Annotated in this window: 20 protein-coding genes; 9 read left to right on the top strand and 11 right to left on the bottom strand. The window is 72.1% G+C overall.

Annotated elements, in window-relative coordinates; all coding sequences use genetic code 11:
* Position 1: 1 nt before the first annotated feature.
* Both ACSP97_RS19695 and ssd read right to left on the bottom strand, forming a co-directional pair.
* Complete coding sequence (locus ACSP97_RS19695; protein ID WP_355149622.1) at positions 2-1,195, bottom strand: TadA family conjugal transfer-associated ATPase; 1,194 nt, start codon at positions 1,193-1,195, stop codon at positions 2-4.
* A 109-nt stretch (positions 1,196-1,304) separates the two neighbouring features.
* Positions 1,305-2,402, bottom strand: a complete 1,098-nt coding sequence (gene ssd / locus ACSP97_RS19690; RefSeq protein WP_440553592.1) for a septum site-determining protein Ssd — start codon at positions 2,400-2,402, stop codon at positions 1,305-1,307.
* 589 nt (positions 2,403-2,991) lie between these two features.
* On the opposite strand from ssd, the gene ACSP97_RS19685 reads away from it, so the two are divergent.
* Entirely contained in the window at positions 2,992-3,822 is an 831-nt protein-coding gene (locus tag ACSP97_RS19685; protein ID WP_355149618.1) for an HAD family hydrolase, read from the top strand.
* A gap of 336 nt (positions 3,823-4,158) precedes the next feature.
* On the opposite strand, the gene ACSP97_RS19680 is transcribed toward ACSP97_RS19685, so the two are convergent.
* The gene (locus ACSP97_RS19680; RefSeq protein ID WP_355149616.1) at positions 4,159-4,983 is read right to left on the bottom strand and encodes an oxidoreductase; all 825 of its coding nucleotides are present in this window, start codon (positions 4,981-4,983) and stop codon (positions 4,159-4,161) included.
* A 101-nt stretch (positions 4,984-5,084) separates the two neighbouring features.
* Here ACSP97_RS19680 and ACSP97_RS19675 point away from each other — a divergent pair, with 101 nt between their 5' ends.
* A complete protein-coding gene (locus ACSP97_RS19675) occupies positions 5,085-6,140 on the top strand; it encodes a nucleotide-binding protein (protein ID WP_355529593.1) in 1,056 nt (351 codons plus the stop codon).
* A gap of 3 nt (positions 6,141-6,143) precedes the next feature.
* On the opposite strand, the gene ACSP97_RS19670 is transcribed toward ACSP97_RS19675, so the two are convergent.
* A complete protein-coding gene (locus ACSP97_RS19670; protein WP_355149612.1) occupies positions 6,144-7,418 on the bottom strand; it encodes a hypothetical protein in 1,275 nt (424 codons plus the stop codon).
* Between the two features lie 378 nt (positions 7,419-7,796).
* Between ACSP97_RS19670 and acs the strand changes: the two genes are divergently transcribed.
* The 5 genes from acs (at position 7,797) to ACSP97_RS19645 (ending at position 13,252) form a co-directional block, all read left to right on the top strand.
* Positions 7,797-9,749: an acetate--CoA ligase gene (acs, locus tag ACSP97_RS19665; RefSeq protein ID WP_358274337.1), complete on the top strand. Its 1,953-nt coding sequence runs from the start codon at positions 7,797-7,799 to the stop codon at positions 9,747-9,749.
* A 211-nt stretch (positions 9,750-9,960) separates the two neighbouring features.
* Positions 9,961-11,403, top strand: coding sequence for a Na+/H+ antiporter NhaA (gene nhaA / locus ACSP97_RS19660; RefSeq protein ID WP_355529587.1), 1,443 nt, complete (start codon positions 9,961-9,963; stop codon positions 11,401-11,403).
* 109 nt (positions 11,404-11,512) lie between these two features.
* Entirely contained in the window at positions 11,513-12,001 is a 489-nt protein-coding gene (locus ACSP97_RS19655) for a phage holin family protein (protein ID WP_355529584.1), read from the top strand.
* Positions 11,998-12,933: an alpha/beta fold hydrolase gene (locus ACSP97_RS19650; RefSeq protein ID WP_355149604.1), complete on the top strand. Its 936-nt coding sequence runs from the start codon at positions 11,998-12,000 to the stop codon at positions 12,931-12,933. Before ACSP97_RS19655 ends, ACSP97_RS19650 begins: the two co-directional genes overlap by 4 nt.
* A 139-nt stretch (positions 12,934-13,072) precedes the next feature.
* On the top strand, positions 13,073-13,252 hold the full coding sequence (locus ACSP97_RS19645; RefSeq protein WP_070022044.1) for a hypothetical protein: 180 nt from the start codon (positions 13,073-13,075) through the stop codon (positions 13,250-13,252).
* A 9-nt stretch (positions 13,253-13,261) separates the two neighbouring features.
* On the opposite strand, the gene ACSP97_RS19640 is transcribed toward ACSP97_RS19645, so the two are convergent.
* The 3 genes from ACSP97_RS19640 to nth form a co-directional block, all read right to left on the bottom strand.
* Complete coding sequence (locus ACSP97_RS19640; protein ID WP_355149602.1) at positions 13,262-14,461, bottom strand: MarP family serine protease; 1,200 nt, start codon at positions 14,459-14,461, stop codon at positions 13,262-13,264.
* 121 nt (positions 14,462-14,582) lie between these two features.
* Positions 14,583-15,278: an NUDIX hydrolase gene (locus ACSP97_RS19635; RefSeq protein WP_355149600.1), complete on the bottom strand. Its 696-nt coding sequence runs from the start codon at positions 15,276-15,278 to the stop codon at positions 14,583-14,585.
* Positions 15,279-15,333: 55 nt separating this feature from the next.
* Positions 15,334-16,284 carry an endonuclease III gene (gene nth / locus ACSP97_RS19630; RefSeq protein ID WP_355149598.1) on the bottom strand — a complete coding sequence of 317 codons (951 nt, stop codon included), beginning with the start codon at positions 16,282-16,284 and terminating at the stop codon, positions 15,334-15,336.
* 326 nt (positions 16,285-16,610) lie between these two features.
* Between nth and ACSP97_RS19625 the strand changes: the two genes are divergently transcribed.
* Entirely contained in the window at positions 16,611-17,285 is a 675-nt protein-coding gene (locus ACSP97_RS19625; protein ID WP_014674022.1) for a Crp/Fnr family transcriptional regulator, read from the top strand.
* 182 nt (positions 17,286-17,467) lie between these two features.
* On the top strand, positions 17,468-18,304 hold the full coding sequence (locus ACSP97_RS19620; RefSeq protein ID WP_440553585.1) for a nucleotidyltransferase domain-containing protein: 837 nt from the start codon (positions 17,468-17,470) through the stop codon (positions 18,302-18,304).
* 28 nt (positions 18,305-18,332) lie between these two features.
* Here the strand turns inward: ACSP97_RS19620 and ACSP97_RS19615 are convergent, their stop codons facing one another.
* The 4 genes from ACSP97_RS19615 to ACSP97_RS19600 all read right to left on the bottom strand — a co-directional run bounded on the left by ACSP97_RS19615 (position 18,333) and on the right by ACSP97_RS19600 (position 20,757).
* Entirely contained in the window at positions 18,333-19,163 is an 831-nt protein-coding gene (locus tag ACSP97_RS19615; RefSeq protein ID WP_440553583.1) for an MBL fold metallo-hydrolase, read from the bottom strand.
* Entirely contained in the window at positions 19,160-20,053 is an 894-nt protein-coding gene (locus ACSP97_RS19610) for an NUDIX hydrolase (RefSeq protein ID WP_355149592.1), read from the bottom strand. Before ACSP97_RS19610 ends, ACSP97_RS19615 begins: the two co-directional genes overlap by 4 nt.
* A gap of 84 nt (positions 20,054-20,137) precedes the next feature.
* Entirely contained in the window at positions 20,138-20,602 is a 465-nt protein-coding gene (locus tag ACSP97_RS19605) for a RidA family protein (protein WP_364730900.1), read from the bottom strand.
* The gene (locus tag ACSP97_RS19600) at positions 20,599-20,757 is read right to left on the bottom strand and encodes a DUF4177 domain-containing protein (RefSeq protein WP_071828754.1); all 159 of its coding nucleotides are present in this window, start codon (positions 20,755-20,757) and stop codon (positions 20,599-20,601) included. The genes ACSP97_RS19605 and ACSP97_RS19600 overlap by 4 nt, the downstream gene beginning before the upstream one ends.
* Between the last annotated feature and the right edge of the window lie 6 nt (positions 20,758-20,763).

Genomic DNA, 20,763 nt, shown 5'->3' with positions numbered 1-20,763 from the left:
CTCAGTACGCACACGTCTCACCTCCGTCCTCACCCAGCAGGGGCGCCAGCCGCCCCCATCCCCGCTCCCGCACGAACGCCCGCTCGCCCCACCGCAGCGCGGGCACCGTCCGCACCAGCCCCGTGGCGTCCCGCTCCAGTACGTGCACCTCCGCGATCCGGCGCCGCCCGGCGCGGTCCCGTGCCAGGTGCAGCACCACGGAGAGGGCGGCCGCCAGTTGGCTGTGCAGGGCGGCCCGGTCGAGGCCGGCGGCCGTGGCCAGCGCCTCCAGACGGGCCGGCACATCGCCCGCGGTATTGGCGTGGATCGTGCAACTGCCGCCCTCATGACCTGTGTTGAGCGCGGCGAGCAGGTGCACGACCTCGGGCCCGCGCACCTCTCCGACCACCAGCCGGTCCGGCCGCATCCGCAGGGCCTGGCGCACCAGGTCCTCCAGGGTGACCAGCCCCGCTCCCTCCTGGTTGGCGGGCCGGGTCTCCAGCCGGACGACATGCGGGTGGTCGGGTCTCAGCTCGGCGGAGTCCTCGGCGAGCACGATCCGCTCATCGGGTCCGACCAGCCCCAGAAGGGCGCTGAGCAGGGTCGTCTTGCCGCTGCCGGTGCCGCCGCTGACCAGGAAGGACAGCCGGGCGGCCAGCAGGGCCCGCAGGATCCGGTCCCCGCCGGGCGGCACGGTGCCCGCCGCGACGAGTTCCGCGAGGGTGAAGGCCCGGGGCCGGACCACGCGCAGGGCCAGGCAGGTGCAGCCGACGGCGACCGGGGGCAGTACGGCGTGCAGCCGGGTGCCGTCGGGCAGCCTGGCGTCCGCCCACGGCCGGGCGTCGTCCAGCCGGCGGCCGGCCACCGCGGCCAGTCGCTGCGCGAGGCGTCGTACCGCCGCCGCGTCGGGGAAGGTCACCCGCGTCAGCTCCAGGCCGCCGCCGCGGTCCACCCACACCCGGTCCGGGGCGGACACCAGGACGTCGGTCACGTCCGGGTCCGCGAGCAGCGGCTCCAGAGGTCCGGTGCCGACGAGCTCGGACCTCAGCCGCTCGGCCGCGCCGAGGATCTCGGCGTCACCGAGCACCCGGCCCTGTTCCCGCAGCGCCTGGGCGACCCGCGCGGGCGTGGGCTCCGCGCCGCTTTCGGCGAGCCGCCGCCGGACCCCGTCGAGCAGGGCCGCGCCGTCGGCCGGGTCGAGTCCGGGAAGGTTCATCGCAGGCCTCCCGCCCCGGCCGGTCCGCGCTCCCCGGAGCGCGCTCGCGAGCCGCTCCGGCTGTCATCGGGACGGGCCGCGCCGTCCACCCGTCCGCGATCCGAGGAGGTCATCGCGTCCCTCCCGCCTCGGTCAACGCCCGCTCCCAGAACTCGGTGCAGAAGCGGGCCAGTGGGCCGCGGGCGCTCGCGCCGGGCGGTTTCCCGGTGCCGCGCGGGCGCAGCAGGGCGGGTTCGACCGGCACCTCACCGGCCAGCGGCAGACCCAGCAGCCGGGCCACCTCCTGGTCGTCCAGGCCGGGCGCGTAGGGGCCGCGGACCGCGACCCGCAGATCGCGGACGACCATGCCGACGGCGGCGGCGACCCGGCCGGCCGCCGCGACCGCCCGCAGTTCGGCCGGGACGACGAGCAGGGCCAGATCGAGCTGGGCGAGGACCTCGCCGACCCCGTCGTCCAGGCGGCGGGGCAGGTCGACCACGACGGTGCCGCCGCGCCGCCGGGCGGCGGCCAGCACCGCGCGCACGGCCTGGGGCGGCACGGCGACGCAGTCGCCGCGGTCCCAGCTGAGCACCCTGAGGGAGTGCAGCGCGGGCAGCGACTCCTCCAGGGCGCCGCCGCCTACCCGGCCGCGGGAGGCGGCGAAGGCGGGCCAGCGCAGGCCCTCGGCGCCCTCGCCGCCGAGCAGTACGTCGAGTCCGCCGCCGAGCGGATCGGCGTCCACGAGCAGGGTGCGCAGCCCCTCCCGGGCGGAAGTGACGGCGAGCGCGCAGGAGAGGGTGGACGCGCCGGCCCCGCCCCGGCCGCCGATCACGCCGACGGTGAGGGCCGGGCGGCCGACGCCCTCGGCGACGTCCGCGATCCGGTCGACCAGCCACTGTTCGCCTTCGGGGAGGATCAGGACGTGGTCGGCGCCGATCTCCACGGCGCGTCTCCACACCCCGGGGTCGTCCTGGTCCCGGCCGATCAGCACCACCTGGCGCCGGCGGGTGGAGCCGCGCAGCCGATGGGCGGCGTCGTCGCCGACCAGGACGAGCGGGGCGGTGTCCCAGTTGCCGCCCTGGTCCGGTAATCCGTGGTGCACCTCGGGTGTGGCGCCGGCGGCCGCGCACAGGCGCAGCAGGTCGTCCAGCAGCGCGGCGTCCTCGGTGACGATGAGCGGACTGCCGCCGGTGGCGGGCCGTGGGTCGTGGGTGATGGTCGCGGTCATGGGTGTTCCCCCTTCGCCACGTGGTGCGCGCACCGGCGCGACCACGAGATTTCCCGGCTTCCGCGGAAGCCGCGAGCGGCTTCCCCGTGAAGGGCCGACAGGAATCGGCCATACGCGCCCGCCACAAACGGAACCGGTCGTGAACTCGCCGTGCGCAGCGCGTCGGAAACACGATGCGGCGATCCGGGAAATCGTGTGGATCTTGGTGGAAAACAGTGGACAACTCAGGCCCTGTGAATAACTCGCTCACCCAAACCGGTGACCGCGCTCTGAACCGTGTACGACATCCACAGCGCAGCCCTACGATTACCGCCAGTAACGAATCATGGGCACGCGGAAGCGGCGGACTCGACGCGCAGGCGTCGGCCGCTGGGCCGTACGAGGGAGGGAAAGAGGCGGAAAAACCCGTCCGGACATGCGACGACCCCCGCCGGGGGGGAGAGCGGGGGTCGTCCCCACGGCCGACTCGGGGGGGGAGGAGCCGGACCGGGTTAGCACGGTCGCGAACGATCCGTGACTTCCATGGTGTACCCGAGAGCCTTCTCAGGCAAACCCACGCGCCCCACCTTACGCCGAATGGTGGGCGCCTATGCTCAGGGACGTGGAAAACCACTCCTTGCCCCGCGCCGCGGCCTTCTTCGACCTGGACAAGACGGTCATTGCGAAGTCCAGCACACTCACCTTCAGCAAGTCCTTCTACCAAGGCGGGCTGATCAACCGCAGGGTCGCCTTGCGCACCGCCTATGCGCAGTTCGTGTTCCTCGTGGGCGGCCTGGACCACGACCAGATGGAACGCATGCGCGCCTATCTGTCGGACATGGTGCGCGGCTGGAACGTCCAGCAGGTGCGGGAGATCGTCGCGGAGACCCTGCACGACCTGATCGACCCGATCATCTACGACGAGGCCGCCTCGCTCATCGAGGAGCACCACACGGCCGGCCGGGACGTGGTGATCGTGTCCACCTCGGGCGCCGAGGTGGTCGAACCGGTCGGCGAGCTCCTGGGCGCGGACCGGGTGGTGGCCACCCGCATGGTCGTCGGCGAGGACGGCTGCTTCACCGGCGAGGTGGAGTACTACGCCTACGGTCCGACCAAGGCGGAGGCGATCCGCGAGCTGGCCGCCTCCGAGGGCTACGACCTCGACCGCTGCTACGCCTACAGCGACTCGGCGACCGATCTGCCGATGCTCCAGACGGTCGGCCACCCGCACGCCGTCAACCCGGACCGCGCGCTGCGCCGCGAGGCGGTCGCACGGGGCTGGCCGGTGCTGGAGTTCCGCCGCCCGGTCCCGCTCAAGAAGCGGCTGCCCACCCTGTCCGTACCGCCGCGCCCGGCGCTGGTCGCGGCGGCGGCCGTGGGAGCGGCGGCCGCCACCGCCGGACTCGTCTGGTACGCCAGCCGGCGCCGCGGCACCGCCTGACCGCGCCCCCTTCGCCCCTTTTCGCACCCGGAGGCAAAGAAACGGGGGCAGGGGTTCCGCTCGCTTCCGGACCGGGGTACAAAGAGAAAAGAGGCCCGCGAGACCAAGGACATCCGAGAGGATTCCCAACCACTGCGCAATTGGCCCACGGACCACGCACAGAACACTGGGCACCCACGCGACGTCGACCCGTCGATTACGGGCCAGCCGCACCAGGTGACGGGCAAAGCACCCCGACCTGATGGGCGAGTTATCGAGGACGCTTGGTAACCCGGTGCTCGTGCCAGCGGCGGTACGAGAACTCGTACCGCCGCAACCCTGTCCGGGCTCCCGCGCTCAGGCCGCGCCGCGCTGCAGCGCCTCGCACACCGCCGTCGACTCGCGCACCCCGAGCTCGACCGCCCGCCCGCAGTGCGCGATCCAGGCCGCCATGCCCTCGGGGGTGCCGGAGACGTATCCCTCCAGGGCCGCCAGATACCCGGCGCGCCCCAGTTCGGCGTGACCCACCTCGGCCGGGCAGATCGCCTTGGGGTCGAGGCCGCTGCCGATCAGCACGATCCGCTCGGCGGCGCGCGCGACCAGCCCGTTGTGCGAGGTGAAGGGGCGCAGCGCGAGCAGTTCGCCGTGCACCACGGCCGCCGTCACCAGGGCCGGGGCGGAGGTGCCCGCGATGATCAGGTCCGCCAGGCCCTCCAGCCGCCCGGAGACCTCCCGTGCGTCCGGCAGCGCCAGCTCGACCAGCGGCTCGTCCACCGGCTCGCCGTCCTGGCGCGGCCTGCCGACCCGCGCCTCGTCGCTCGCCGCGGCCACCAGGTGCAGCCGGGCCAGCACCCGCAGCGGCGACTGCCGCCAGATGGACAGCAGCTGTCCGGCCTCGGCCGTCAGCCGCAGGGCCGCGCCCATGACCCGCGCCTCGTCGTCGGTGCCGAAGTCGGTGCGCCGGCGCACCTCCTCCAGCGCCCAGTCGGCGCCGGAGAGCGCCGCCGAGCCCCGGGCGGCGCGCAGGGCCGCCTCGGAGGTGACCTCGTTGCTGCGGCGCCGCATGATCCGGTGTCCGTAGACCCGGTCCACGGCCTTGCGCACGGACTCAACGGACTCGGCCACGCCGGGCAGCGAGCCCAGGGCCGCGAGCGGATCGGCGGTCGCGCCTGTCGTACTCATGAGTACGACACTACGCATCCCACCGGCAGACCCCACGAAGGAGTGGTCTTCTTCACTCAACCATGCCACCTACAGCAATCGCGCAACTACGCTTGGTGAACATGAAAATTGCTTTCGTCGGGAAGGGCGGGAGCGGCAAGACCACGCTCTCCTCCCTTTTCATCCGCCATCTCGCCGCGGCCGGGGCACCCGTCGTCGCGATCGACGCCGACATCAACCAGCACCTGGGTCCGGCCCTGGGCCTGGACGAGGCCGAGGCGGCCGCGCTGCCCGCGATGGGCGAGCGGCTGCCGCTGATCAAGGACTACCTGCGCGGCAGCAACCCGCGCATCGCCTCCGCCGCCACCATGATCAAGACCACCCCGCCGGGCCGGGGTTCGCGGCTGGTCCGGGTGCGCGAGCCCAACCCGGTCTACGACGCCTGCGCGCGTCCGGTGGAACTCGACGGCGGCGCCGTCCGTTTGATGGTCACCGGCCCCTTCACCGACGCCGACCTGGGGGTGGCCTGCTACCACTCCAAGACCGGGGCGGTGGAGCTGTATCTGAACCACCTCGTCGACGGCCCCGACGAGTACGTGGTGGTGGACATGACCGCCGGTTCGGACTCCTTCGCCTCCGGCATGTTCACCCGCTTCGACATGACGTTCCTCGTCGCCGAGCCGACCCGCAAGGGGGTCTCCGTCTACCGCCAGTACAAGGAGTACGCCCGCGACTTCGGCGTCGCCCTGAAGGTCGTCGGCAACAAGATCCAGGAGCAGGACGACATCGACTTCCTGCGCGCGGAGGTCGGGGACGACCTGCTGGTCACCGTCGGACGCTCGGACTGGGTGCGGGCCATGGAGAAGGGCCGCCCGCCCCGGTTCGACCTCCTGGAGGAGGCCAACGCCCGTGCCCTGAAGACGCTTCGGGCCACCGCGGACGCCACCTACGAGCAGCGGGACCGGGAGCGCTACACCCGGCAGATGGTCCACTTCCACCTGAAGAACGCCGAGTCGTGGGGCAACGAGCGCACCGGGGCCGACCTGGCGGCGCAGGTCGACCCCGGCTTCGTGCTCGGCGAGGGCGTCGGCGACGACAGCATCGGCGCAGGGCTCGGCGAAGCCGTCGGCACGGACGCCGAAGCCGGTGCCGACGCGAGCGTGTCGGCACCGGCCTGACGCCTACCCCTTGACGGCCGGCGCCCCGGGAACCCCCTTGGGCGCCGGAGCCGGGCGGCCGGAGAGGAAGGACGCCCAGCCCTGCCTGGGCGCCTCTCCCACCTTCAGACCGCGCAGCTTGTCGAGGGTCTTGGGGTCCTGGGCGTCCAGCCAGTCGGCCAGCTGGCGGAAGGAGACGCAGCGGACCTCCGGCTTGTTGCAGACCTCCTTCACCGTGTCCTCGACGGCGCGCATGTAGGTGCCGCCGTTCCAGGACTCGAAGTGGTTGCCGATGATCAGTGGCGCGCGATTGCCGTCGTAGGCCCGGTAGAAGCCCTGGACGAGACCGTCGCGCACCTGGTCGCCCCAGTAGTCGAACTTGTCGGGGTCGCCCTGGGTCTGGGTCCCGGACTGGTTGATCATGAAGTTGTAGTCCATGGTCAACTGCTCGTAGTCGTGCCCGGGGAAGGGGACCAGCTGCATCGACAGGTCCCACAGGCCGTCCTTCTTCTTCGGCCAGAGCTGGTTGTCGACCCCGCTGGAGTCATAGCGGAAGCCCAACTGGCGGGCCGCCTTCACGAAGTTCTTCTGCCCCTCCAGGCAGGGGGTGCGGCCGCCGATCAGTTCCTTTTCGTAGTCGAAGGGCAGCGGGGCGGCGTTCTTCATGCCCGAGTTGGTCTTCCAGTTCTCCACGAACTGCTTGGCCTGGGAGATCTCGCTCTTCCACTCGTCCACCGACCAGGTGCCGACCCCGCCGTCGGGCCCGCAGAAGTGACCGTTGAAGTGGGTGCCGATCTCGTTGCCGTCCAGCCAGGCCAGCCGCGCCTGCTTGACGGTGTCGGCGATTCCCTGCTCGTCGTTGAAGCCGATGTCGGAGCTGCCCGGCGGGTGCTGTGGCGGCTTGTACAGGTCTCGTTTGTCCTTCGGCAGGAGGTACACCCCGCTGAGGAAGAACGTCATGTTGGCGTTGTTCTCCTTGGCGACCTTGCGGAAGTGCGAGAACAGCTTCTGGCTGTCCTCACCCGCGCCGTCCCAGGAGAAGACGACGAACTGCGGGGGTTTCTGACCGGGCTTCAGCCGCTCGGGCCGGGGCAGATGGGGCTGCGCACCGGTGTACGCGGTCGATCCGTCGCCGATCAGCCGGAGCGCGCTCTTCGGCGCGGGCGCCGCCGGCACCCCCTTCTGCGGGCCGGACGCCCCTTGCCCGGAACCATTGGAGTCGGCCCCGCAGCCTGCCAGCGAGGCGGCACAGGCCGCGGCGACCACGGCGCCGACGGCGATCCTCTGGGTGGCGGCCATGTTCCGCCCACCTTCTTCCTTCTCTCAGACGACCTCTCAGGCGAAAGCCGGTGAGGGCTCTTTGTGGTGATCCGCCGGGATTGCACCGACGGTTCCGCCAAGATCGCACGGAGCCGGGAAGAAATAAGGGCGACAAGCTGATCAAATGATTTATTCACCGCAGAGAGGGATCGACTAGGCCATTCACCACGAAAAGCCATACGTGATCTTTACGTGGCATTGCCTACTCTTTACACAACGTCACCCCCCGCTTCGGACGGCGACCATCTCGCCGCGCACAGGTCTAAACCAATTTTCCCGCCGACCCTTGTCATCGCCCCCTCGCGTCTGATGAGCTGTGGCTTGGGACACATCGGACACCCTCGAAAGGCGGATGTCGTGAGCAATGAGAGCCTGGCCAACCTGCTGAAGGAGGAGCGCAGGTTCGCGCCCCCCGCCGACCTGGCAGCCCACGCCAATGTCACGGCGGAGGCGTATGAACAGGCCAAGGCTGACAGGCTCGGGTTCTGGGCCGCGCAGGCCGGCCGGCTGACCTGGGCCAAGGAGCCGACCGAGACGCTCGACTGGTCGAACCCCCCGTTCGCGAAGTGGTTCAAGGACGGCGAGCTGAACGTCGCCTACAACTGCGTGGACCGGCACGTGGAGGCCGGACACGGCGACCGGGTCGCCATCCACTTCGAGGGCGAGCCCGGCGACAGCCGCGCCATCACCTACGCCGAGCTCAAGGACGAGGTCTCCCGCGCCGCGAACGCCCTGCTCGAACTCGGTGTCCGCAAGGGCGACCGGGTCGCCATCTACATGCCGATGATCCCCGAGACCGCCATCGCGATGCTGGCCTCGGCCCGTATCGGCGCCGCCCACTCGGTCGTCTTCGGCGGCTTCTCCGCCGACGCCCTGGCCACCCGCATCCAGGACGCGGACGCCAAGGTCGTCATCACCTCCGACGGCGGCTACCGGCGCGGCAAGCCCTCCGCGCTCAAGCCCGCCGTGGACGAGGCGGTCGCGAAGGCCGGCAACGTCGAACACGTCCTGGTGGTGCGCCGCACCGGCCAGGACATCGCCTGGGACGACACGCGTGACGTGTGGTGGCACGACCTGGTGGCCCGTCAGTCCGCTGAGCACACCGCGGAGGCGTTCGAGGCCGAGCACCCGCTGTTCATCCTGTACACGTCGGGGACGACGGGCAAGCCCAAGGGCATCCTGCACACCTCCGGCGGCTACCTCACCCAGACCGCCTACACCCACTGGGCGGTGTTCGACCTCAAGCCGGAGACGGACGTCTACTGGTGCACCGCCGACGTCGGCTGGGTCACCGGCCACTCCTACATCGTCTACGGGCCGCTCGCCAACGGCGCCACCCAGGTCATGTACGAGGGCACCCCCGACACCCCGCACCAGGGCCGCTTCTGGGAGATCGTCCAGAAGTACAAGGTCTCCATCCTCTACACCGCCCCCACCGCGATCCGCACCTTCATGAAGTGGGGCGACGACATCCCCGCCAAGTACGACCTGAGCAGCCTGCGGGTGCTGGGCTCGGTCGGCGAACCGATCAACCCCGAGGCCTGGGTCTGGTACCGCAAGCACATCGGCCACGACCGCACCCCCGTCGTGGACACCTGGTGGCAGACCGAGACCGGCGCGATGATGATCTCCCCGCTGCCCGGAGTCACCGACGCCAAGCCCGGCTCCGCCCAGCGCCCGCTGCCCGGCATCAGCGCCACCGTCGTCGACGACGAGGCCAACGAGGTCCCCAACGGCGGCGGCGGCTACCTCGTGCTCACCGAACCCTGGCCCTCCATGCTGCGCACCATCTGGGGCGACGACCAGCGGTTCAAGGACACCTACTGGTCCCGCTTCGAAGGCAAGTACTTCGCCGGCGACGGCGCCAAGAAGGACCAGGACGGCGACATCTGGCTGCTCGGCCGCGTCGATGACGTGATGCTCGTGTCCGGACACAACATCTCCACCACCGAAGTCGAATCCGCGCTCGTCTCCCACCCCGCCGTCGCCGAAGCCGCCGTCGTCGGCGCCGCCGACGAAACCACCGGCCAGGCCATCGTCGCCTTCGTCATCCTGCGCGGCACCGCCTCCGAAACCGCCGAGCTGGTCGGCACACTCCGCGACCACGTCGGCGCCACCCTCGGTCCCATCGCCAAACCCAAGCGCATCCTCCCCGTCGCCGAACTCCCCAAGACCCGCTCCGGCAAGATCATGCGCCGCCTCCTGCGCGACGTCGCCGAAAACCGCCAGCTCGGTGACGTCACCACCCTCACCGACTCCAGCGTCATGGACCTCATCCAGTCCAAGCTCCCCACCACCAGCGAGGACTGAGCCGGCCCGGCGAGAGGGGGTATCCGGCAGTACGAATCAGGGCCCCCTCTCCCTCCGGTGGGTCTGCTCGGCAGGCTCAGCGGTACCGATCTCCAGATAATTTAGGTAAAGTAATAAAAGCGCCAGGAGCGCGACAAAATCCAAAATGGGGTGCGCCGGGAAGTCTGGTCGGCATGAAAGCCGTCCTGCCCACTTCCCGGAGGTCCCCACCGTGTCCGCCCCCCGCACCCCGAACACCGCCCGCAAGGCCCTGGGGCGCCTGTCGCTGCCCGAGCGGACCTTCATCGCGGACGCGCTGCGCACGGAGACCGTCGGCGGCGTCATCCTGCTGCTCGCCGCCGTGGCCGCGCTGATCTGGGCGAACATCCCCGCCCTGCGCCACAGCTACGAGGCGGTCAGCCACTTCGGCTTCGGCCCCACCGCGCTCGGCCTGAACCTCTCCGTCGCCCACTGGGCCGCCGACGGCGTCCTCGCGATCTTCTTCTTCGTCGCCGGCATCGAGCTCAAACGCGAGCTGGTCGCCGGGGAGCTGCGCGACCCGAAGGCGGCCGCGCTGCCCGTGGTGGCCGCGCTGTGCGGCATGGCCGTACCGGCGCTCGTCTACACCGTCACCAACCTCGCCGGGCACGGCTCCACCCAGGGCTGGGCGGTGCCCACCGCCACCGACATCGCCTTCGCCCTCGCCGTGCTCGCGGTGATCGGCACCTCGCTGCCCAGCGCCCTGCGCGCCTTCCTGCTCACCCTCGCGGTCGTCGACGACCTCTTCGCCATCCTGATCATCGCGATCTTCTTCACCGACCAGCTGAACTTCGCCGCGCTCGGCGGCGCGTTCGTGGGGCTGGGCGTCTTCTGGCTGCTGCTGCGCAGCGGTGTGCGCGGCTGGTACGTGTACCTGCCGCTCGCGGTGGTGAACTGGGCGCTGATGTACAACAGCGGCGTGCACGCCACCATCGCCGGCGTGGCGATGGGCCTGATGCTGCGCTGCACCACCCGCGAGGGCGAGGAGCACTCGCCGGGCGAGCGGGTCGAGCACCTGGTGCGCCCCCTGTCGGCCGGGCTCGCCGTACCGCTGTTCGCACTGTTCAGCGCGGGTGTGACGGTGTCCGGCCGGGCCCTCGGGGACCTGTTCACCCGGCCCGAGACGCTGGGCGTCGTCCTCGGCCTGGTCGTCGGCAAGGCGCTCGGCATATTCGGCGGCACCTGGCTGACCGTCCGCTTCACCCGCGCCTCCCTCAGCGAGGAACTCGCCTGGGCGGACGTCTTCGCGGTGGCCTCGCTCGCCGGCATCGGCTTCACGGTCTCCCTGCTGATCGGGGAACTGGCCTACGACGGGAACGTGCTGCTGACCGACGAGACCAAGGCGGCCGTCCTCACCGGATCGCTGATCGCCGCGGCCTGTGCCACGGTGCTGCTGAAGGTACGCAACGCCAAGTACCGCCGGCTGTGCGAGGACGAGGACCGCGACGAGGACCTGGACGGCGTGCCGGACGTCTACGAGCAGGACGACCCCGCCTACCACCTGCGCATGGCCGAGATCCTGGAGCGCAAGGCCGCCGAACACCGGCGGATCGCCGCCGAGCGCGCGGCCGCGGCGGGCGACGGGCGTGCGGAAGTGGCGGGCGGGGCAGGCGAGGAGGGCGGCCGTCCGGCATGATCTGACGAGACGGTACAAATCAAGACGGTCACCATGAGCGGGGCGGCGGCGCCATGACGGCTCGCGCCGACGGCTCATGGAGACGAGAAGACTCGTAAGGGAGAACGCGATGAGCGCACCCGACGGCAGCCCGGTCGGCGCCGAACGCAGCATCGGCCAGCTGTTCGCCTCCGCGACGACCGAATTGTCGGCGCTGGTGCACGACGAGATCGCGCTGGCCAAGGCGCAGCTCAAGCAGGACGTGAAGCGCGGCGCGACCAGCGGTGGCGCGTTCTCGCTGGCGGGCGCCGTCCTGGTGTTCTCCCTGCCGATGCTCAACTTCGCGCTGGCCTACGGCATCCGCACCTGGACCCACTGGAACCTGGCGATCTGCTTCGTGCTGTCCTTCGCGGCCAATGTGCTGGTCGCCGGACTCCTCGCGCTGACCGGCGTGGTCTTCGCGAAGAAGGCCAAGAAGGGCCGGGGTCCGCAGAAGGTCGCCGCGTCGATGAAGGAATCGGCGAACGTCCTGGGGAAGGCCAAGCCGCACCCGCGCCCGGAGCTTCCCGAGCATCGCACCCCCGCGGCCATCGAGGCTGTGGCACGCTCGTCCTCATGACGGACCCCGCGAATCCCTCGGTCGTACGGATCGACCTGCCGCACGGACGCAAGGTGATCCACCGGGACGTCGCCGCGAACGGCGCCCGCTTCCACATCGCGGAGCTCGGCGACGGCCCCCTGGTGCTGCTGCTCCACGGCTTCCCGCAGTTCTGGTGGGCCTGGCGGCACCAGCTGGCCGCCCTGGCGGACGCCGGCTACCGGGCGGTGGCCATGGATCTGCGGGGCGTCGGCGGCAGCGACCGCACGCCGCGCGGCTACGACCCGGCCAACCTCGCCCTGGACGTCACCGGCGTCATCCGCTCGCTCGGCGAGCCGGACGCCGCGCTGGTCGGCCATGACCTCGGCGGCTATCTGGCGTGGACGGCGGCGGCCATGCGGCCCAAGCTGGTCCGGCGGCTCGCGGTGGTGTCGATGCCGCACCCGAGGCGCTGGCGCGCGGCGATGCTGCGGGACGCCCGGCAGACGGCCGCCAACTCCTACATCTGGGGCTTCCAGCGGCCCTGGGTCCCCGAGCGCCAACTCACCGCGGACGACGGGGAGCTGGTGGGCCGTCTGATCCGCGACTGGTCCGGACCCCGGGCACCGGAGGACGAGGCGGTGCTCGCGTACCGGCGCGCCATGTGCATCCCGTCCACCGCGCACTGCTCGGTCGAGCCGTACCGCTGGCTGGTGCGCTCCCTGGCCCGCCCGGACGGCGTGCAGTTCTACCGCAGGATGAAGCGACCGGTGCGGGTGCCCACACTGCATCTGCACGGTTCACTCGATCCAGTGACCCGCACGCGCAGCGCGGCCGGTTCCGGAGAGTACGTCGAAGCGCCGTACCGCTGGCGGCTGTTCGACGGCCTCGGGCATTTCCCACACGAGGAGGACCCGGTGGCGTTCTCCACCGAGCTGATCAACTGGCTGAAGGACCCCGAGCCCGACCGGTGACGACCGGGTGACGGGACCGATGCGCGGAGTGTCCGGTTCCGCGCCGGTTGTCCCCCGTACGGCCACATGCCTGCCGCATAGGCCAATTGGCCGCCGTCCAAGCGGTTATGGACCATGGGTCGGGGGCACACGCAGGGGTATGGGCTGGACGCACGACTACAGTGACGCACCCCGCAACCGCCGCTCGGCCGCGGGTCTGAGCACGCCTCAGCGAGGCACCCCCCAATTGGCGGAGGCGGACCTCCGCGTGGGGATCCCGCACATCCTGCGCCGCCGGGCCCGCTGGGTCTCGGTGCGGCTGCGTCACCCGCGCGGCTGACGCGCCGGCTCACAGCGCGCAGCGGTCCGTACCCACCTGCTCGTTCGCCGTACGGCCGAGAGTGATGTCCGGCCGGATCTCGTCCGCCGTCAGGGCGTACCCGGTGTCGGTGTCGTCCAGCGACTTGGCGAACACCACCCCGTACACCTTGCCGTCGGGGGTGAGCAGCGGGCCGCCGGAGTTGCCCTGGCGCACGGTCGTGTACAGCGAGTAGACGTCACGGCGGACGGTGCCGCGGTGGTAGATGTCCGGGCCGTTGGCCGAGATCCGCCCGCGCACGCGCGCCGCGCGCACGTCGTACGCGCCGTTCTCCGGGAATCCGGCCACGATCGCGCCGTCGCCGCCGGTCGCCTCGTCGCCGGTGAACTTCAGCGCGTTCGCCTTGAGGTCGGGTACGTCGAGCACGGCGATGTCGCGCTTCCAGTCGTACAGGACGACCTTCGCCTGGTACCGCCGGCCCACGCCGCCGATCTGGACGGTCGGCTCGTCGACACCGCCGACGACGTGCGCGTTGGTCATCACGCGGCGGTCGGCGAAGACGAAGCCGGAGCCCTCCAGGACCTTGCCGCAGCTCTGGGCGGTGCCGGTGACCTTGACGATGGAGCGCTGGGCGCGGGTGGCGACCGGGCTGCCGGCGAGGGCCGGGTCGGGCGGCTGGACGTCCTTGATCGGCTCGTCGGAGAACGGGCTGAAGACCTGCGGGAAGCCGTTCTGGGCGAGGACCGAGGAGAAGTCCGCGAACCAGGTGTCGGCCTGCGCGGGCAGCGCCCGGGAGACCCCGAGCAGCACCCTGGAGCCACGCACCTGCTTGCCGAGGGTCGGCAGGGTGGTGCCGGCCAGCGCGGAGCCGATCAGCCAGGCCACCAGCAGCATCGCCGCCACGTTGACCAGCGCGCCGCCGGTGGCGTCCAGGGCGCGGGCCGGGGACCAGGTGATGTGCCGCCGCAGCTTGTTGCCGAGGTGGGTGGTCAGGGCCTGGCCGACGGAGGCGCACACGATGACGACGACCACGGCGACGACGGCCGCGGTGGTGCTCACGTCGGCGTTGCCGGTCGCCGCGTCCCAGACGACGGGCAGCGCGTACACCGCGGCGAGGCCGCCGCCCAGGAAGCCGATGACCGACAGGATGCCCACGACGAAGCCCTGGCGGTAGCCGACGACCGCGAACCACACGGCCGCGACCAGCAACAGGATGTCCAGCACGTTCACCGCTTCAGGCCTCGCCTACTCCAATTCCGCTTCCCGCGGCTCGGACGAGGCGTCCGGCCCGCCCCCGCGGGGCAGAGGGACCCAGCGTCCCCGGGAAAGAGACAGCACGGGGATCACCCTGTCATGCGCGCCAGTCGAGCGGGACCCGCTTCTCCCGGTCCCAGGGGCGCTCCCAGCCCGCGTAGTGCAGCAGGCGGTCGATCACCCCGGCCGTGAAGCCCCACACCAGGGCCGATTCGACCAGGAATGCCGGGCCCTGGTGGCCTCTGGGGTGGACGGCGGTGGCGCGGTTGGCGGGGTCCGTGAGATCCGCCACGGGAACGGTGAAGACCCGTGCCGTCTCGTTGGGATCGACGACCCCGACCGGGCTGGGTTCGCGCCACCAGCCGAGCACCGGGGTGACGACGAAGCCGCTGACCGGGATGTACAGCCGGGGCAGCACACCGAAGAGCTGCACCCCGGCCGGGTCGAGCCCGGTCTCCTCCTCGGCCTCGCGCAGCGCGGCCCGCAGCGGGCCCTCGCCGCGCGGGTCGCCGTCCTCCGGGTCGAGGGAGCCGCCCGGGAAGGAGGGCTGGCCCGCGTGCGAGCGCAGGGAGCCGGCGCGCTCCATGAGCAGCAGCTCGGGTCCGCGCTCGCCGTCCCCGAACAGGATCAGCACGGCCGACTGCCGGCCCGAGCCGTTCTCCGGCGGCAGGAAGCGGCTGAGCTGGCGCGGCTGGATGGTCTCCGCCGCGCGCACCACCGGGTCCAGCCAGGCGGGCAGTCCCCGGCTGTCGAGCGTCACCGCCCCGTCCCGCGCCTCACTGGCCCGCGTCATCGCCCACCCCCTCGCTCTGCCTTCCTCCAACGCCGGGGTCGCCGCGATCGTTCCGTCACGCGGCCCCCAGCGGCGGCGCCGGCCTGCCACCCGCGTCGAGGTAGGCCTGCGGTGGCTTGAGCCGCTGGCCGGGCAGGCCGCCCTTCTCGTACTTCAGCAGCTTCTTCGCCTTCTCCGGGTCGGTCTCGCCCTCGCCGTAGGCCGGGCAGAGCGGGGCGATCGGGCAGGCGCCGCAGGCGGGCTTGCGGGCGTGGCAGATGCGGCGGCCGTGCCAGATGACGTGGTGGGACAGGTCGGTCCAGTCGCTCTTGGGGAACAGCGCGCCGACGGCGGCCTCGATCTTGTCCGGGTCGGTCTCCTCGGTCCACTTCCAGCGCCGCACCAGCCGCTGGAAGTGGGTGTCCACGGTGATCCCCGGCCGCCCGAAGGCGTTGCCGAGCACGACGAACGCGGTCTTGCGGCCGACGCCGGGCAGCTTGACCAGGTCCTCCAGCCGTCCCGGCACCTCGCCGCCGAAGTCCTCCACCAGCGCCTTGGACAGCCCTATGACCGACCTGGTCTTGGCCCGGAAGAACCCGCAGGGGCGCAGGATCTCCTCGACCTGCTCGGGGTCGGCTGCGGCCAGGTCCTCGGGGGTGGGGTAGCGGGCGAAGAGCGCGGGGGTCGTCTGGTTGACGCGCAGGTCGGTGGTCTGGGCCGACAGCACGGTGGCGACCAGCAGCTGGAAGGGGTTCTCGAAGTCCAGCTCGGGATGGGCGTAGGGGTACACCTCGGCCAGCTCGCGGTTGATCCGGCGGGCCCGGCGGACCAGGGCGGTGCGGGACTCCCCGGCGGGCGGTTCGACGGCGACCTTCTTGGCGGGCGCGGCCTTCTTCACGGCCACCGGCGCACCGGCGGCGACGGCCTTCTTGGCCGGGGTGATCTTCCTGGCGGAGGCCGCTTTACCGGCGGAACCCGCCTTCCTGGCAGATCCCGTCTTCTTGGCCGAAGCCGACTTTTCTGTCACCTCAGCCTTTTTTCTACTTTTCTTACTGCCCTCGGGACCCTGTTCGCCCACAGCGGAATCGCGACGTACAACCACCCGCTAAGCCCCCTTGGCCTGTGCTCTCACCGGCGTTTTGGACACCCGGCCAGCCTAGAGCCCGTCACCGGCATCCGCCTCGGACCCCGAAGATCGGCCCCCGATTGGACCCCTGACGCTTACCCCGGCACACCGGTGCGGCATCCTTGTGACAGATCACACTGTTTGGACCGTCCGGCAAAATGAGAACACGGTCCCCTGGCACACAGGGGATGCAAGATCCCCTGAGCAGGTCGAATAGGAGAGAACTCGTGGACGACGTTCTGCGGCGCAACCCGCTCTTCGCGGCGCTCGACGACGAGCAGGCCGCGGAGCTTCGCGCCTCCATGAGCGAGGTGACCCTCGCTCGCGGCGACTCCCTGTTCCACGAGGGCGACCCGGGCGACCGCCTGTACGTCGTCACCGAGGGCAAGGTCAAACTGCACCGCACCTCCCCCGACGGCCGCGAGAACATGCTCGCCGTCGTCGGCCCCGGCGAGCTGATCGGCGAGCTGTCGCTGTTCGACCCGGGCCCGCGCACGGCGACCGCGACCGCGCTGACCGAGGTCAAGCTCCTCGGCCTCGGCCACGGTGACCTCCAGCCCTGGCTGAACGCCCGTCCCGAGGTGGCCGGCGCCCTGCTGCGCGCCGTCGCCCGCCGGCTGCGCAAGACCAACGACGCCATGTCCGACCTGGTCTTCTCCGATGTCCCCGGCCGCGTCGCGCGCGCCCTGCTGGACCTGTCGCGCCGCTTCGGCGTGCAGTCCGAGGAGGGCATCCACGTAGTCCACGACCTCACCCAGGAGGAGCTGGCCCAGCTGGTCGGCGCGTCCCGCGAGACCGTGAACAAGGCCCTGGCCGACTTCGCCCAGCGCGGGTGGCTGCGCCTGGAGGCCCGCGCGGTCATCCTGCTGGACGTGGAGCGGCTGGCGAAGCGCTCGCGCTGACGCCGGTCCCGGCCGCCACGACGCGCAGGGCGGGCCTTTCCCGGGCCCGTGCGTGCCCCGCGTCGCGCCGAACGCTCCGGGAGGGCCCGCGCCGGGCCCCCGGGCGCGGGACGGCCGTGCGCCGTCGGCCCGCGCTCGAAAACCGGCTGCCCGCGTCAAGGGGCGTACGGCACAGTGACCCCATGCCCCAGCCACCCCGCCCGCACGGCCTGGACGCCGACGGCTTCATCGCCCGGGAAGGCTCCCTGGCCCGCGTGTCCGCCGCCTTCCGTCCCGTCGTGGCCGCCGTCCGGGCGCGGCTGCCGGAGGTCTTCGGGGCGCGGCTGGACGGCGCGTACCTCTACGGCTCGATCCCCCGCGGCACCGCGCGGACCGGCCGCAGCGACCTGGACCTGTTCGTCGTCCTGCGCGAGGAACCGGCGGACGCCGACCACACGGCCGCCCGTGCCCTGGGCGCGGCCCTGGACCGGGAGTTTCCGCAGATCGACGGGGTCGGCACGCTGCTGTACGGCCGGCCGCGGCTGCTGAGCGAGCGGGAGCGCTACGACCTGGGCTGGTTCGTGGCCTGTCTGTGCACCCCGCTGCTCGGCGCCGACCTGGCCGAGCACCTGCCCCGCTACCGTCCCGACTCGCTGCTCGCCCGTGAGACCAACGGCGACCTCGGCCGCCTGCTGCCCCGCTGGCGGCGGCGGATCGCCGACGCCGGGAACGGCGAGGCGGCCCTGCGGCCCCTGGTGCGCTTCATGTCCCGGCACCTCGTGCGCACCGGCTTCACCCTCGTCATGCCCCGCTGGAACGGCTGGACGAGCGAGCTGGGCGAGATGGCCGAGGTCTGCGGGGCGTACTACCCGGAACGCGCCGCGCAACTGCGCACGGCGGCCCGCTACGGCCACGAGCCCGTCGGCGACCCGGGGGTGCTGCGGACGTACGTGGACGACCTGGGCCCCTGGCTCGCCGCCGAGTACGCGCGCGTGCACGGCGTGAAGGCCCCGCGACCGCGGGACGAACCGGCCGGCTGAGCCACCGGCCGGTTCGTCCCGCCGCCGGTCAGATCAGCCCGTGCTCGGTCAGGTACTCCAGCTGGGCCCGCACCGACAGTTCCGCCGCGGGCCACAGGGAGCGGTCCACGTCGGCGTAGACGTGGGCGACGACCTCGGCCGCGGTGCGGTGGCCGTTCTCGACCGCCGTCTCCACCTGGGCGAGCCGGTGGGCGCGGTGGGCCAGGTAGAACTCCACGGCGCCCTGTGCGTCCTCCAGGACCGGTCCGTGGCCCGGCAGCACGGTGTGCACGCCGTCGTCCACGGTGAGCGAGCGCAGCCGGCGCAGGGAGTCCAGGTAGTCGCCGAGCCGCCCGTCGGGGTGGGCCACCATCGTGGTCCCCCGCCCGAGGATGGTGTCACCGGTCAGCACCGCCCGGTCGGCCGGGAGATGGAAGGACAGCGAGTCGGAGGTGTGCCCGGGGGTCGGTACGACCCTCAGCTCCAGGCCACCGGTCGTGATCACGTCGCCCGCCGCCAGGCCCTCGCCGCCGAGGCGGAGCGCCGGGTCGAGGGCCCGCACCCGGGTGCGGGTCAGCTCCGCGAAGCGGGCCGCGCCCTCGGCGTGGTCCTCGTGGCCGTGGGTGAGCAGGGTCAGGGCTATGCGCCTGCCCGCCTTCTCGGCCGTGTCCAGGACCGCCCGCAGGTGCCCCTCGTCCAGCGGGCCCGGGTCGATCACCACGGCCAGGTCGGAGTCGGGCTCGGCGACGATCCAGGTGTTGGTGCCGTCCAGGGTCATCGCGGAGGCGTTGGGCGCGAGGACGTTGACGGCCCGCTCGGTCGCGGGGCCGGAGCGGACCGCGCCCCTGGGCTGGCCCGGCAGCGCGCCGGCGTGGGTCATGCGCGGCCTCCTCCGGTCGCGTCGGCGGCCTTCGCCGCGGTCGGCACGTGCTTGGTGAACTCCTCGTGCCCCGGCCAGGACAGCACGATCTCGCCGTCCACCAGCCGGGCGGTCGCCTGGACCGGCGTCAGATCGCGGGCGTCGGCGGCCGCGAGCGCCTCGGCGGCGGTGCCGTACGGCAGCAGCTCGCGCAGGGCGGCGATGGTGGGCGGCATCATCAGCAGCTCGCCCCGGTCGTACCCGGCGGCGGCCTCGGCCGGGCGGGTCCACACCGTGCGGTCGGCCTCCGTGGAGGCGTTGCGGGTGCGCTGTCCCTCGGGCAGGGCGGCCACGAAGAACCAGGTGTCGTAGCGGCGCGCCTCGAACTCCGGGGTGATCCAGCGGGCCCAGGCGCCCAGCAGGTCCGAGCGCAGCACCAGGCCGCGCCGGTGCAGGAACTCGGCGAAGGACAGCTCGCGCGCGACCAGGGCGGCGCGGTCGGCCTCCCAGTCGGCGCCGGTGGTGTCGCCGACGACCGTGTCCGGGCCGGGCCCGGCGAGCAGCACGCCCGCCTCCTCGTACGTCTCCCGTACGGCCGCGCAGACGACGGCCTGGGCGCCCGCCTCGTCCACCCCGAGCCGCTTCGCCCACCACGCGCGTGTGGGGCCCGCCCAGCGGATCCGGGTGTCGTCGTCGCGCGGGTCGACACCGCCTCCGGGATACGCGTACGCGCCTCCGGCGAAGGCCATGGAGGCGCGTCTGCGCAGCATGTGGATGACCGGTCCGGCCTCGGTGTCCTTGAGCAGGAGCACCGTCGCCGCGCGCTTGGGGGCCACCGGGGTGAGGGCGCCGTCCGCGAGCGCGCGGATGCGGTCCGGCCACTCCGGGGGGTACCACTGACCGTTCGCCATGGCCGGAGGCTATCCCGTGTAGGGCGAATGTTCGAGAGGTACCCGAGGTCGGAGCGCTGCCGGTGGGACTGCCGGGCGGTGGGACTACGGGGCCAGCTCCACCTGGATCTCGACCTCGACCGGCGCGTCCAGCGGCAGCACCGCGACGCCGACCGCGCTGCGGGCGTGCACGCCCTTGTCGCCGAGCACCTCGGCGAGCAGCTCGCTGGCGCCGTTGACGACACCCGGCTGGCCGGTGAAGTCGGACTGGGAGGCGACGAAGCCGACGACCTTCACCACGCGCGCGATCCGGTCCAGGTCGCCGGCCACGGACTTCACGGCGGCCAGCGCGTTCAGCGCGCAGACGCGGGCCAGGTCCTTGGCCTCCTCCGCCGTGACCTCGGCGCCCACCTTGCCGGTGACGGGCAGCTTGCCGTCGACCATCGGCAGCTGGCCGGCGGTGTAGACGTACACGCCGGACTGCACGGCCGGCTGGTACGCGGCCAGCGGCGGTACGACCTCCGGCAGGCTCAGGCCCAGCGCGGCCAGCTTCTCCTCGACCGCGCTCATGCCTGCTTCTCCCGCTTCAGGTAGGCGACGAGCTGCTCGGCGTTCGGCCCGGGCACGACCTGGACGAGCTCCCAGCCGTCCTCGCCCCAGGTGTCAAGAATCTGCTTCGTGGCATGGACGAGCAGCGGCACGGTTGCGTATTCCCACTTGGTCATGGGGCC

The organism is Streptomyces sp. SCPE 10 (genome assembly GCF_051980735.1).
GTDB lineage: Bacteria > Actinomycetota > Actinomycetes > Streptomycetales > Streptomycetaceae > Streptomyces > Streptomyces misionensis.
Note: the sequence above shows the minus strand (reverse complement) of the source record. Positions and strands in the feature narration are given on the sequence as shown.

Bases quoted from the DNA above. Each gene is read 5' to 3' on its own strand.
- ACSP97_RS19695 (WP_355149622.1), bottom strand. From the start codon at position 1,195: ATGAACCTTCCCGGACTCGACCCGGCCGACGGCGCGGCCCTGCTCGAC.
- ssd (WP_440553592.1), bottom strand. From the start codon at position 2,402: ATGACCGCGACCATCACCCACGACCCACGGCCCGCCACCGGCGGCAGT.
- ACSP97_RS19685 (WP_355149618.1), top strand. From the start codon at position 2,992: ATGCTCAGGGACGTGGAAAACCACTCCTTGCCCCGCGCCGCGGCCTTC.
- ACSP97_RS19680 (WP_355149616.1), bottom strand. From the start codon at position 4,983: ATGAGTACGACAGGCGCGACCGCCGATCCGCTCGCGGCCCTGGGCTCG.
- ACSP97_RS19675 (WP_355529593.1), top strand. From the start codon at position 5,085: ATGAAAATTGCTTTCGTCGGGAAGGGCGGGAGCGGCAAGACCACGCTC.
- ACSP97_RS19670 (WP_355149612.1), bottom strand. From the start codon at position 7,418: ATGGCCGCCACCCAGAGGATCGCCGTCGGCGCCGTGGTCGCCGCGGCC.
- ACSP97_RS19655 (WP_355529584.1), top strand. From the start codon at position 11,513: ATGAGCGCACCCGACGGCAGCCCGGTCGGCGCCGAACGCAGCATCGGC.
- ACSP97_RS19650 (WP_355149604.1), top strand. From the start codon at position 11,998: ATGACGGACCCCGCGAATCCCTCGGTCGTACGGATCGACCTGCCGCAC.
- ACSP97_RS19645 (WP_070022044.1), top strand. From the start codon at position 13,073: ATGGGCTGGACGCACGACTACAGTGACGCACCCCGCAACCGCCGCTCG.
- ACSP97_RS19635 (WP_355149600.1), bottom strand. From the start codon at position 15,278: ATGACGCGGGCCAGTGAGGCGCGGGACGGGGCGGTGACGCTCGACAGC.
- ACSP97_RS19620 (WP_440553585.1), top strand. From the start codon at position 17,468: ATGCCCCAGCCACCCCGCCCGCACGGCCTGGACGCCGACGGCTTCATC.
- ACSP97_RS19615 (WP_440553583.1), bottom strand. From the start codon at position 19,163: ATGACCCACGCCGGCGCGCTGCCGGGCCAGCCCAGGGGCGCGGTCCGC.
- ACSP97_RS19610 (WP_355149592.1), bottom strand. From the start codon at position 20,053: ATGGCGAACGGTCAGTGGTACCCCCCGGAGTGGCCGGACCGCATCCGC.
- ACSP97_RS19605 (WP_364730900.1), bottom strand. From the start codon at position 20,602: ATGAGCGCGGTCGAGGAGAAGCTGGCCGCGCTGGGCCTGAGCCTGCCG.
- ACSP97_RS19600 (WP_071828754.1), bottom strand. From the start codon at position 20,757: ATGACCAAGTGGGAATACGCAACCGTGCCGCTGCTCGTCCATGCCACG.